Origin of the sequence: Anabaena sp. FACHB-595 (assembly GCF_048568275.1) — a bacterium.
In the GTDB taxonomy this organism is placed as follows: domain Bacteria; phylum Cyanobacteriota; class Cyanobacteriia; order Cyanobacteriales; family Nostocaceae; genus Trichormus.
The window spans coordinates 4211254-4224903 of the sequence record NZ_CP183473.1 but is presented as its reverse complement, the minus strand read 5'-3'; the positions used below and the strand labels follow the sequence as shown (position 1 = coordinate 4224903).

Genomic DNA, 13650 nt, shown 5'->3' with positions numbered 1-13650 from the left:
TCAAATAACACCCATCGCATTGTCAACTACTGAATCACTCCCTGATTCTTTAACCATAGAATTAAAAAACAAGTGCAGATCCAACCAATCACAGTAAAGAGAATTCCTTTGTCTTTTAACAAGACTTCTTCTGGTCTTTCACTGCGTCCACCTTTTTCTAGATGATCTTCGCCTTCATGGGCAATTTCTTGGGGGTCGCTGAGAAGTTGATAGCGGAAAATACCATACAGTACGAATGGTAAGGTTATTAGCATCCAAGGAGTTGATGCGCCACGTAAAGCTGGGCCTGAACTCCAAAGAGCATAAGCGAGGACTGTACCTGTGGTGACTACGCTTTCCATGCGTCCTAAGAGGGGTAAGGAGTAGCGTTTGAGTACAGCACGGAGTTTTGTACCTTGAATTTCTGCCAAACGCAATTCGGCTTTACGTTTTTCAATGCCCAAAAATAACGCCAGCATGGCTGTACAAAGTAAAAACCAAGCTGATAAAACAATGTCTGTTGCAGCCGCGCCGCCAAAAGCACGTAAGACAAATCCGGTGGCGATCGCAATTACATCTAAAATCACTAGGCGTTTGAGTTTTAGGTTATAAGCAACTTGTAAAACTGCATACCCTGTAATAGCTGCACCTAACTGTGGCGATCGCCACCAGCTGATACTCAAAGCGCCTCCTAGTAAAATCAATGCCATCCCAATTGCTATTGGAATACTCACCAACCCAGCCGCAATCGGCCGCTTACACTTGACAGGATGCTGGCGGTCAGAGGCGACATCTGCAATATCGTTAATGAGATAAAAACCACTGGAGGCAGAACAAAATAGTATAAATGCAAACAACCCACCCAGGAAGGACTGTAAATTGATACTGAAGGCGAACAACGGCGCAGCAAATACCACTAGATTTTTTGTCCATTGTTTTGGACGCATAGCAGCCAAATGAGATGCCAGATTGTGAAAAATACTCATCCATAAGGAGCCTGCGGGCAAAGAATTGCGTCCGGTGTCCATAAGTTTATGATGTTTTTACTAAATATTTGGCTAAATTAAGTACGTAAGTTTTTTTACCACCCAGATAGTACTATTTTTGAATAATTTTTACTTAAAAAATAATTTAATTTACTCAATCTTTAATGGATTTTACTGAAGATTAAATAAAACCAATATATTCTACTAAGTAAATACGTATAACAATATACTTATTTTTGGGTTTATTTTGAAGCTTGTATCGCACCATTAAGTATATATAGCTGGGGACTAGGGACTGGGTGAAAAGTCGTGTCTAGGTTGTATTATCTATTGATGTCCTAACACTACTGGCAACAGCTATACTTGCCCCTGGAATAGTCCATAGTTATACCAATTTAAAAAAAGAATGGGATAGATACATACATACGGACATACCCTTATTCTGTTTGGCATTCCTAATATGCTAATTTTGCGGAAAGTTCTGTAGGTTGGTTTCCCGACTTAGGAACGCCACTTGCTACAAGCCGGGGAAGCTATCCAACCCAGTGACTCAATTTTTCAAGACGAATTTTGAATTGATTACTCCCATTCGTCAAATTGATTGGTGGTGTTGCGGAGGATGGAATTTAGTTGAGCGCGGCGGGTTTCAAAGTTGGCGGCGATGGAAATTAGGGCAATACCAACAAATAAACCTACAACCCATTTTAAGAAGGGGTAACGCAAGCTAAAAATTACTAGCTGGTAAATACTGGTGATGAGAAAAGTGGCTGTACCAACATAGAGAAATGCTCTGATTCTTAAAGCTAATCCGGCGAAAATGGCAACTAAGGCCAAACTTCCAGGCAGAAGAGGAGCATTTTGGTGAAATAAGATTGCCCATCCACATATTACGCCGCTACCTAAGACTCGGAGGGTGTGACGAGTTAGTTTAGATTCTGGCTGTACCAGTTCTGGATCGACTTGGGCAATATATAGCAGTGATAAACCAATCACTGTGACATACCACAAGTTATCGGTGAGGCGTAACTGATGAAACCAGGAAAATAGCGCCCAATCTATCAACGCCACACTAATATAAGTAAAACGGATGTTTTCCCCTACTTTGGCTAAAAAGATGTAAAATCCTGCGGCTATGAGTAATGTAATGGGGTGAACGAAGAGTCTGGTTTCTCCTAAAATTACTAGTGGCACAATATAGGCGGCTTGTCGCCAAGGTTTTTGTGACCATCCCCAACTTTGCCACGGTAAGATATATAAGAAATAAGCAAATACGCAGGCGATCGCACCATTCCAAGGAACTAAAACCCCTGTGATTAGTTGTCCTACGGCAGTTTCCCGCCAATATACTCTCATGCCAGCTATTAATACAAAGCCGAGATAAACCCATAAGTCTGCGGTGGTGATGCGATCAAAAACACGGGAAACGGATTCATCTGGTTTTGTTCTACCTTGTAGGATGGCGTAGGTAATTAAAAATACTCCCGTCCCCAACCCCACAAGGCGATTAACTTGGATGGGTAAGGTAATTGCTGTCATGAGTAAGGCGCTACTCCAAGCCCAGTGTAGATGAGCAATGAGTTTCAGTTCTTGGGTGCTAAGACGTAGGTAATTTGTCACCCAAGGAGTAAGGATGCGGTAGGCAGACATAATAGTTGTACCCAAAGCAGCCATCGCAATTAAGCCGTCACCTAAACCACCGCCAGAGGCTTGTGACATTTGATAGAACAACATCTCATAAGCTGAGACGGATACACCAATAATCCCTAAGTAAAGCAGGGGTTTGAAGTCTTGGCTACGTCTTCCTACACCAATGAAAATTAAGGCTACACCTAAGGAACACAACCCCGACCAATCGGTAAAGGTGTTAAACCGCAGTAGTACACTAAATAAACCATAAAATACAGGCAGGATGTGGAAACTATTGGGTAGTTTAGTTAATTGGTAACGTCGTCGCCACCACTCTCCTAACAATTGGGTGAATAAACCCAAGGCGATATTGGCAATGGCTACGTGAATAATTGAACGTCCACCAAATCCCAAAACCTCAGCAATCAATAACTCTACACACCAAGCAATTCCATAAAATGCCCAGTCTGTGGGTTGTCGCCAATGACGATAAGTAATTGCCCCTAAGGTGATAGTTGTAGCAATTAAGTATAAAACCCCAGGAGCTTCAAACCCCTGATAAACAACTAGGGAATGACGGGTGAGATTTAATAGTTCTAAGCCACATAAAGCGATCGCCCATTTATCTGCCGCATCTGCATATATACTGGCTAATTCTTGGTGACGGCGTAGTAATACTGTGCGTCCTAACCATAAACCTAAGGTAGCGATCGCACCCACAACACACCATCCTGCAACTGTGAGGCGTGGTAAACCTTCCCACAGCAACGCCCCAACGAAGCTTAAACCAAAACCAATGGTAACCCCTGCAACTTGTAAACTGGGTAAGTAACGGCTATTGGCATACATCACACCTGTACTCACCGCCAAACTAATCAATCTGGTTCCGGGTAAGGGTAAGGTTAAGAGCTGTGCCATACCCACTGTGAGGATGCTTAAAAGACTGTTGGTGGTACGGTAATGGTCTGTTGTGCGACTGGCTAAAGCTGTCAGGGCTATGGGTGTGACTAACCAAATCACATTCCAATGGGCTTGGCTTTCAACGCCACCCGCCCAGATAGGCTGTGCATTATTCCACAATAACCAAAAACTAACAACAGCTAATCCTAGACCGATATACCAGCCACTACGTTGCCATAATCCAGTACCCAGACTATACACCCACTCTGCCAACATCAACACGAGGAAAATGCTTGCCCAAGTATGTAAATCTAGGTTCGGTAAAAGTCTATCAATAATTGAACAAAGTGTTAATAATCCACCAACGTGAGTTAGATATACCAAAGGAACAGGTACAGAAGAACGACGTTTGCTGATGACTACTAAGGTGATGGTGGAAAACAACAAATTGAGCGATCGCAAGGTAGGATTAACGGTGGCGATCGTTGTTAAACAAGTACCCAGTAGCAGTGTTAAAAATTCGCCAAACTGGGCAACTTCACGCTTGCGGTAATGATGCAGGGTTTCTGTCAGCACCACCATGAAAACTATATAAGGAAATAAAGCAATACTGATTAACGCCCAAGGTTCATTTTGGGCTTGGGTGAGTTGGGTGCCAAAGGCGATCGCTAATTGCTTAAATCCAGAGGGAACTAACCGCCAACCTAACCAAATCGTCTGTAAGCCGACGACAAATATCAAGGCTAAATCACCTTGCCAGCTGTATCTGTATAGGCGCACTCCTCCCACCCACAAAATCAAGCCACTAACGGCGATCGCTTGGGCTGGCTGTTCTATTACTGCTACTAGCCAACCGATGAACAGGAGAATACCTCCGAGTTTTTCCCAGGGGAGGGGGGATGTAGGAGATGTAGGAGATGTGGGGGATGTTTGTTTTTGTCTTTCTTGCTGTGCTATCCAAGTTGTTAACCAACCACAAATACCAATGGCTAAACCTAATTGGGTAATCTCAACCCCAGCAACGAAAATTGCCCGCGATAGCAGGAGTAATAAAGCGTAGACAATGACAGCCGCATATATGTTGATGATTGGTTTATGGGGTTGTTCACCTTCATCAACCAAGGGAATGGGTTGGCGGCGACTGTGATAAATTGTGATGATGGTTGTGCTAATCATCGCCACATAAACAGCAATTAAGGGAGATCCTGGTAATTTCCACCCCCAATGCAGATAACTCAACCCTAGAAGATTTATTAGCGGTAGTTTTCCTCTGGGGAAATTGCTGATAACTGTGCGATTTCTCCACAGCAATACTGTTACTACCGTTAATATTGGGGTGGCGATCGCTACTGTTACCCAATCTAAAGGATTGTGCCACAACCCGAAACTGTCCATTGCCCAAAAGTTAACTGGTACTAATAACAGCGTGACAATCAATAATGTCTGCGCTGTTAATCTTAGGTTATTTTGTCTACCAGCCCAAAAGCTAAACCCCCAAAAACTCAAAGTATAAGCCAATAAAACCCCGTACTGTCCAGATGCTGGGAATCTCTCCCATTGGCTAGCCGCCAATACCCCTGAGGAAATTACAACTAAGAATACACCCAGAAACAATAACCAACGAACACTTAATTCCTCTCCTAGCGACTGCAACATCCTGCTGGCGATGTTGGGTTGTGTCGGTTCTTTTGGTTGTTTTCTGGGTTTTTCTTGTAACTGAGCAACTAATGGCCTTTCTGGTGTTCTAATAGTTGCAACTACCCTTTGTGGTTCCGGGACAGATTGGGATTGTAACTCTATTCGACAAACAAGGTAATCTCGACATATTTGCTTAACTTGAGTGTCTGATATCAAACCCAAACGCAACCATATATCTAACCCTTCCAGTAGTTCAGGGTGAGAAGACGGGAGCCTAAGTTCAATTCTCAACGGGTGATCAGAGGGCGATGACATAAATCGCAGACGTATCAGTATATACGTAACATCATCATTGGCTTAGTCTATATTTATGCGATCGCTGTGCCACTTGTCTGGCTGACTAATTAATTTTTTACAATGGGAATGATGCCGAGGCGTGGCGCATTGACAAATATCTTCTAATTTTTTGTCCCCTACTATCAATTTGTAACTTTTTTAAACGCCGAGTAAGCTGTCCTTGCTTTAACTTGCACATCTTTTAGTGTTACCTGTTGACGGTTAACAGCAGTCAACAAACCTACAAGGGACTATGTAATTTCAAAGCGTAATAGCTTATTGCTCAAGTTAATTCAGAACCATTAAAGAAATTTTCTGCTTAGTCATCTAAACTATAACAATAAATTATAATTCTTATAAAATTTTTAATGTCAATTGTTGTTGACCAATGCGTAACAAACCCGTTACAATATTTTACATACAACAACAAAAGTTTTTTTCTATATTGCAAGTTAACCAAATTTAGACTCAGTATTTATATTTTTAATTGACATTTGGACTTCTCCTAATCACCTCGGTTACATAGCCGGGGTATTTTCGTAATTTATAGTAATTCAAAACTTACTTACTATTCACAACCTTCCATTCTTCACTCCCCACTTTCCAGTCACACAATTCATGCTGCAATAAATTTTTACCTTTCTTTTTAGCCAAATACATTAAATTATCAGCAATTTCGATAATTTCAGCCACTGATTTTGGCGGATTATTAAAAGTAATAGCACCAATACTAAAAGTTACCGATAAATTTTCCTTCTTCATAGAAGCTAGAAGAACTGTATGCAATCGGTGAAGTACTACTTCTGCTGATTCATAACTTGTACGCGGTAATAAAATAGCAAATTCATCACCACCAAGTCTAGCAATTACATCTATTTTACGTAGAGTGTTAGTAGTACTTTTTGCTATTATTTGCAGCAGGCGATCGCCAAAACTATGTCCAAACTGATCGTTAATTTGTTTGAAATTATCAACATCAAAATAAGCCAGTGTGAGAGGTTCTCTGTGCCTCAAAGATTTTTCAATCTCGCTATTGACTATATCTAAAAAAAAGCCTCGATTGGTCAACCCAGTGAGATTATCTGTACGTGCTAATTTCTCTAAATTGATTAATGTAGTTTTAAGTTGTGAAAGCAGATGACTAACAAATAGAAAAAAACTTAAAATTACCAGTGCATTCCAAAAATGAATTAACGGATGTAAATGGTATTGATCTTGAATTTGATTAACTAAAAGATTAGTAATATCACTGCTTACTGCTATGAAAAATCCTGTATGTTGGTTGACGAACCATGCAGCAATGCCAATGGGAAGTAAATATAAGATTGATACAGAAATTTCAGGAGAAATACAGTAGTCAATTAACCCTATGAGACCAACCGTAAATATACTTAATAAAATTGAAAATGATTTAGGTTTAGCCTCTAATATTTGAATTAAACGCATATTCCCTCTTTTAACAGCCTTTTTAGTTATTTTTGACACAACACGACGGCTGTTGTTATCGACGCACTATCTAGATTTTGTCAAATCTTAACATAAAAATACCGAAATATTACTCTTGACAGACATTGATATTTTCAATGTGGGTACATTGGATCTGAAACCATAGAGACTTGAGTCTTGATTCAGAACTTGTTCCCCTTTCATGGGCTTCAGCCTTTAGTCCTAGAAGTTTAAATTTAATCCAAAATGCTAAGTGAGATATCAGTTAAAAGGGAATTGCTGAATCATGAGATGAAAGTGGAGGTATTTAAACCTCAAACTCCTTATGCTCCCTGCTTCTCTGCGTTACATAAATCATCCCACATTTATGTAACGCCGTTATTAAAGATATGTTTTTGGTATGAGCTTCAGTGCAAATCTGTATTCATTATTGTGGTTTGCACTCTTAGTAGATTTTCTGCTATACTTGTCGAAGTTCATACATAAAGACCTACAAAGCAATAGAAAATCATGTCTATTGCTTAAACCGGAGCTTATGTATCGGGTTACGGCTTCAATAACTGAAGCGTTGTTAGCGCGGGCGTAGTTTAGTGGTAAAACTATAGCCTTCCAAGCTATTAATGCGGGTTCGATTCCCGCCGCCCGCTCTTATCTTAAAACCCTTGTGAGTTAAGCCTTACAAGGGTTTTTTGTGTTTATAAGATACTTAATTTAATAGTACTTAAGTACCATACTTGAACAAAAAATTGGGTCTGTTTAGGGTAAATTGGGTGTAAATTGGGTGTAGCGAACTGATGTACTATAATCAGCGAAAAACAGTGTAATATGTACACCAAAACACCTACAGGGAAAGTACCCAAGGGAAATGTCTCTATTATTGATTCCAATGGACGGTTACAACTACGATTTCGTTATGGAGGGAAAAGATACTATTTATCTCTTGGTTTACCCGATACAAAAATAAGCCGTAAAGCAGCAGAAGCAAAAAAGAATCAGATTGAGTTGGATATTGCTTCAGGAAATTTTGATCCAACACTGGACAAGTACAAGCCTCAATCAGTGCTGAGTACCGTTGAACCTGACATTACACCCAAATTTACACCCAAAATAACAGAACTTTGGGAAAGTTATATCAATTACAAATCATCAAGCCTCAAGGAAACAACTAAGGGATACCACAATAGCTTCACCAAACTGTTCCAACGTTTAGGCAATATACCACTGCCGGATGCTCTTAAAGTGAAAGCAGAATTGGAGAGGATAACTACAGTAGGGCAAACCAAGCGGGCATTGATTCAACTTAATGCAGCTTGCAACTGGGCTGTAAAACATAAGTTGATTGACTCTAACCCTTATGTGGGAATGGCTAACGAGATGCCAAAGTACCGTTATCAATTGGAACCTAAACCCAATGCTTTTTCAGAACAAGAAAGAGAAAAAATTATTAAAGCATTTAAAGATCATCGGGGAAATTGGAACGGTAGAGGCTATACAGGCATCAGTTATAGTCATTATGCTTCACTTGTAGAATTTTTATTCCTGACAGGTTGTCGTCCATCAGAAGCAATTGGGCTTCAATGGAAGCACATAGCAGAGGACTGTGGTTATATTCGCTTTGAAGAGTCAGTGACAACATCGGGAAATGGTATCCCTACAAGAGTACAGGGATCTAAAAACAACAAAAAACGGCAATTCCCTTGTTCAGAAAGATTACGAAATTTACTCATATCTATCAAACCTGAAAATCCTTATTTAGATGATTTGGTTTTTCCTAGTCCAAAGGGAAAAGTAATCAACTACAACAATTTTTGTAATAATGCCTGGAATAGAATTGTTGACCAGATTAAACCAAACACTACACCTTATAGTTGTAGAGATACCTTCATCACTATTCAAATTCTTAAAGGCGTTTCCGAATCAGTCATAGGCAAATGGTGCGATACCAGCGTTGAGATGATTGAAAAGCATTATGCAGATTATCTAAAAATGCTGAATTTACGTCCCATTGATTAATCTGTATAACTGGTTTTAATGGCTCTTGCGTTGGTTTTATGGTGGAGCATTAAAATCACAGTTTTATAGAAAGGCTCAAAAACTTAAAACCCAGTCACAGCAATGAATACAGGCTATCTTTGGGTTTTATTTATTATTCTGTTCCATAAAATGAACTGAAGAGCCGTTTTAATTAACAAACATTAGTAAAACGGAGAAAGTTATGTACACAAAAAAGTTACTCTTACCCATGCCTTATGGTATTTCTCCTGTATCAGTTTATTTTCATTCTAAAATTTTTATTCGTGGTGTTTTAAATGAACTTACATCTGAGGAAAAAAACCAAGATTTGATGCAAACAGATACAGGACGATTAATCATAAAGTATCGTCAGCTTGTAGTTGGAGAATTTTATCGACAAATTATTGATAATAAATTTGCTAAATGGAATGTAGATAAAATATTAAAGCCGATAATTATGCCAGAGGTAGATTTATGGAAATCTGTTTATCAAATGCTTGAAAAAATGTCCAATCTCAACTCTTTCGCTACTCATCCTGCTCATTTGCTGCGTGAATTGGTAGAAGAGGGAGACCTTATGGTTTTTATTGCTACTTACTCAGGCGGGAAACTGAGAGTTAAAAAGTATTTAGCTCTTAGACAACATCAAAATAGGGAACTCCAAGGATGCGAAAATCCTTTTGATCGAGAAGAAAGCCCTCATACATGGAAAATTATGGATTTGGCAATCAAGTTAGCAAATGTTGATGATGAGTTTAGGAAAAGATTTTATATGCCTGTTGTGGTAGCTAGGCAGAAAATTACCGCTTTTATGAAAAAAGATAGAATCAGAATCTATTTTAAGGGAAAATTGCAAAGACAAGGTAGAAAAAAAGAATCAATCAGTCAAAAAGGCTATCTGGTAAGGGTTACAAAAGAAAAGTCGCTTTCGCGCTAGATTGGTAAAAATGGTTCATATTGGATTAGTTCGTTAACAATAACTCCGATATGAACTATTTTGTTAGCAAAAGACAGCTATCAGAACAAATAGGTTTATCATCTGAAACATTTAAGCGATATCGGCTCAAAGGGATTTGGGAAGAAGGAATCCATTGGCAAAAAATAAATTCCAGAACTACGCTTTACAACATTACTTTAATACTCGATTGGATTGCTAATAGAGATAATCCACAGGCGCATCAAAGAGCGATAGATATTTATCTTCAGTCCCTTCCATCTAATCAACCACAGAAAAGAGGAAGGAAGGTCAATTGATACACGAGAATTATCAAAAACAAGATTCAACCGCTCCTCAGAGCAAATATATAAGATTATTCGTGCATAAAGGGGTGAACTAAACTCATGATTTTTACCCCAGAAAAGACAAACTCTTAAGAGAGCGCAATTAAAGAATTAAGTGACTGTGCAAAAATGAATTTCCCGCTATTAGTTGCTCTGAAACAAGACAACATAAGTTTTTAGAACGGGATAAAAACAAAGATATTGAGTATGAAGCCGATGACAAAACTTCTAAGTCATTGTACTCAAACAGTTCATCAAAGCATTTCTAAATATTTATTAGCATAAAGGATAACAAATCGCCATGTATGCACAAACAGGCAAAGGAGCAAATGCTCCTACAATTGACGTAGCTCAAATCTGTCAACAACTTAAAGCTCTTGGATTTAATCAAAATGATGCAGTCTGTCTCCGCGCTTTTTATCCTAGCAACGATCCACGAAAAACCAATGATAAGGGGAGAAAGGCAGAAACTAATAATTTAGATGAACTAGTCGAAATTGTTAGGCAATTTCAATCAGAGGGTAGAGGGGTTTACTTGGTTGTGAATGGCCCTGGACATAGAGATCAAGATATCACTAACTGTCGCGCACTTTTTATTGAACATGACGATTTAGATAAAGAAGTACAGAGAGAATTATGGCGATCGCTCCAATTGCCAGAACCAAGTTTGCAGATAGACACTGGCGGTAGGTCTATACATAGTTATTGGACTTTTGAGCAGTTCATCGATCCTCAGCAGTGGAAAAGTCTGCAAGCTGACTTACTAGAGTACGCAGATGCAGATCGCTCGCTCAAAAATCCATCAAGGGTGATGAGACTGGCCGGGTGTTGGCATTTCGCGTCAGAGAACGTCGTTAATGGACAAACTCAAATCATCCTTAATACTGGAAAACGATACACCTACAAAAGTTTGAGAGAACTAATCCCATACCATGAGGCAAAATTACAAGGCAATCCACTTGTTGCTGATGATTGGGCTGATATGCGGAAGCTGTCTCAATATCTAGAAGGTTATAAACCTGGAGGGCGTAAGAACTGGATAACTTGTAAGTGTCCTGTTCATGGGGGAAATAGTAGCGATAGCCTACACATCAATGAGCATACAGGACAGTTTCATTGCCATAAAAACTGTGACACCAAAGAAATTTTTAGAGTCACTTTAGACATCGCTAGATCAAAAGGTCATATCATCCCAGAGAAACACCAACAGGCGATCGCCCAACCATCAAAAGTTCTTATTCACACTACAGCCACCATTCCATACGACGATATTAAAGCTGAGTACATCAATTTGCTAGATTCTCAGGTTTCAAAATCAGAAATAAGTCGTTTTAAAACTGAGGCAAACAAAAAGTATTATCCTGTAAAATTAGACAATTTTCTAGGCAATGTAGAAGCAGAACATCGTAAGTCTGAAGATAATGAACTGATAAGAGAAGACATTCAAACAGTATTAAGATGTTCCAAGATTAATTTAGATGTTAGGCAGTTCTTACCAAGAACAATAGCGACAGCCTTAATGTTATTTGGGCGCAACCAATCGCTATCAGAGGCCTCATTAATGATGTGTTTAATCAGCGTAGTTAGCTCATCACATATGCTTGGTACACAGGTTCTGATCGGAAATAGGCACAATGGATTTTATCAAAATCCAGCTATTAACCATGCTTTAGTTGGTGAGTCTGGAACTGGTAAGTCAATCATCTTTAGAGCTTTGGTTAAAAAGCCCCTAAATGCTCTAAGAGAGGAAGAAGTTAAACGATTTAAAGAAGAATCAGAAGAATACAACAGAGATTTAGCTGCATGGGAAAAATCTGATAAATCCACTCCACAACCAGAAGCACCAAAGCCAGTAAACAAAATGTATTTAACTGGCTCCACATTGGAAGGATTGAAAGATTACATTGCAAAAGCACCAGAATACTCAATACTGAATGTTGTTGATGAATTATCAGGTTTGTTTGGTGGATTCAATCAATACAAGCGTGGTCAAGGTAATGACCGTCAAGAATTTCTCAGTTTGTATGATGGTGATGGATTCAGTGAAGCTAAAGTGTCAAAGAACATTTGTGTTGGGGCAACTAACACAGCTTGGCTTGGTGGATTACAACCCTCCATACTTCATCAATATTTTCAGATTGGCGCAAGTGATGGATTACTACCCAGATTTACTTTTTCAATACTGAATGAAGATATACGTCTACTACCAGATGAGAGCGCACCGGTTATTGACTTAACTGGACTGCTTCAAGGACTGTACAGGGCAACACTTAACTGTGCGCCTCAGACGTACCATATTACAGATGAGGTTTACGAATATTTCCGTAGTGTGGACAATAAATGGCAACTTGAAGCCGGACGGCTTCCAAACGGTGCGTTGAAAGAGTTCTTGAAAAAGTGTACAGGGTTGTTGGGACGAGTATCCTTAAATCTCCATCTCATCCATGAACTATCAGATTCTTTTTGTGAAACTCCACCAGCAATCATTCCCTTAATTCGAGTACAACAGGCTGCGGGCATCGTTGAGCATCTATTAACACAGATTCAGACAGTGCATCTACAAATAGCTGGGGAATCAACACAGTCTGCAATTTTAGCCATGATTAAGCTTTCTATAAAACGCCAATTACTGGGTGAGGAAGGATGGCTCACTGCAAGAGATGTCAGCCTCAGGCAAAACGCTAAAGGCCGGATGAAATCAGCCGAGGTTAGAGAACTGATGACTAAGGCAGTAGATATGGGTTACGGAGAATTAAGAGGAACTGGTAAACGATTAGAGTTTAGAACCAATAAAGTTGTAGACGATTTGTTGGCTACTGATAAAAAAGCCGCAACCACTGTAAAAACAAGAAGTTCAGAAGAAAATAGTCAAAACTCTGTAGATGATTGTAGACGATTTGTAGATAATTGTTTCTCTCCTGAAACTATCGTGAAAACTGAATTACAGAAAAAACAGTCTGATTTTGTAGACGATGTAGACGATTTTTCTCATGATGTGAAGGTCAAAACATTGGTTGAGCCACAAACAGATACTCCAGTTGTGAACTTGGATGAGAATTTACATGGAGAATCGTCTACAACGTCTACAAATCAAGATTGTTATTCCGAAAGTATTGCCAGAAATAGCTTTGAGCTTGTTTCTCAAGAGTCTACAAATTACGTACACTTATCTACAATTTCTAAGCCACAATTAGATGAAATCCCTATCAGCGATAGCTTTGAGGTAATTTCTCAAAAGGTCTACAAATTTAAACAAGGGGATAAAGTTAGCTACCAAGGTTCAGAAGCTGAAGTGCTTACAATGATGGGTGAAAAATTATTTATTGACTTGGGCGATCGCTCATGTTCAGTGAGTATTAGTGATGTTAATCCAGCATGACCGCGATCACTCACAAAGTCTTAGTACAGGGAATTACTAATACAAGCCACTTGACTTGCGACTTTA

General features: G+C 39.3%; 7 protein-coding genes and 1 tRNA gene. 5 read left to right on the top strand and 3 right to left on the bottom strand.

Features of this window, described 5'->3' with window-relative positions:
• Positions 1-26 precede the first annotated feature (26 nt).
• The 3 genes from ACN222_RS17535 to ACN222_RS17525 form a co-directional block, all read right to left on the bottom strand.
• The gene (locus tag ACN222_RS17535) at positions 27-965 is read right to left on the bottom strand and encodes a decaprenyl-phosphate phosphoribosyltransferase (protein WP_044523171.1); all 939 of its coding nucleotides are present in this window, start codon (positions 963-965) and stop codon (positions 27-29) included.
• Between the two features lie 579 nt (positions 966-1544).
• A complete protein-coding gene (locus ACN222_RS17530; protein ID WP_010997655.1) occupies positions 1545-5444 on the bottom strand; it encodes a DUF2157 domain-containing protein in 3900 nt (1299 codons plus the stop codon).
• A gap of 582 nt (positions 5445-6026) precedes the next feature.
• On the bottom strand, positions 6027-6950 hold the full coding sequence (locus ACN222_RS17525) for a GGDEF domain-containing protein (protein ID WP_010997654.1): 924 nt from the start codon (positions 6948-6950) through the stop codon (positions 6027-6029).
• Between the two features lie 537 nt (positions 6951-7487).
• Between ACN222_RS17525 and ACN222_RS17520 the strand changes: the two genes are divergently transcribed.
• The 5 genes from ACN222_RS17520 (at position 7488) to ACN222_RS17500 (ending at position 13584) form a co-directional block, all read left to right on the top strand.
• Positions 7488-7558: transfer RNA gene (locus ACN222_RS17520), tRNA-Gly, on the top strand.
• A 178-nt stretch (positions 7559-7736) separates the two neighbouring features.
• Entirely contained in the window at positions 7737-8924 is a 1188-nt protein-coding gene (locus ACN222_RS17515) for an Arm DNA-binding domain-containing protein (protein WP_010997653.1), read from the top strand.
• Positions 8925-9126: 202 nt separating this feature from the next.
• Positions 9127-9861, top strand: a complete 735-nt coding sequence (locus ACN222_RS17510; protein ID WP_010997652.1) for a hypothetical protein — start codon at positions 9127-9129, stop codon at positions 9859-9861.
• Between the two features lie 50 nt (positions 9862-9911).
• Positions 9912-10178 carry an excisionase family protein gene (locus tag ACN222_RS17505; RefSeq protein ID WP_010997651.1) on the top strand — a complete coding sequence of 89 codons (267 nt, stop codon included), beginning with the start codon at positions 9912-9914 and terminating at the stop codon, positions 10176-10178.
• Between the two features lie 328 nt (positions 10179-10506).
• Positions 10507-13584 carry a DUF3987 domain-containing protein gene (locus ACN222_RS17500; protein WP_010997650.1) on the top strand — a complete coding sequence of 1026 codons (3078 nt, stop codon included), beginning with the start codon at positions 10507-10509 and terminating at the stop codon, positions 13582-13584.
• The last annotated feature ends 66 nt before the right edge of the window (positions 13585-13650 follow it).

Excerpts from the sequence above, each read along its gene's own strand:
- ACN222_RS17535 (WP_044523171.1), bottom strand. The coding sequence starts at position 965 with ATGAGTATTTTTCACAATCTGGCATCTCATTTGGCTGCTATGCGTCCA.
- ACN222_RS17530 (WP_010997655.1), bottom strand. The coding sequence starts at position 5,444 with ATGTCATCGCCCTCTGATCACCCGTTGAGAATTGAACTTAGGCTCCCG.
- ACN222_RS17515 (WP_010997653.1), top strand. The coding sequence starts at position 7,737 with ATGTACACCAAAACACCTACAGGGAAAGTACCCAAGGGAAATGTCTCT.
- ACN222_RS17510 (WP_010997652.1), top strand. The coding sequence starts at position 9,127 with ATGTACACAAAAAAGTTACTCTTACCCATGCCTTATGGTATTTCTCCT.
- ACN222_RS17505 (WP_010997651.1), top strand. The coding sequence starts at position 9,912 with ATGAACTATTTTGTTAGCAAAAGACAGCTATCAGAACAAATAGGTTTA.
- ACN222_RS17500 (WP_010997650.1), top strand. The coding sequence starts at position 10,507 with ATGTATGCACAAACAGGCAAAGGAGCAAATGCTCCTACAATTGACGTA.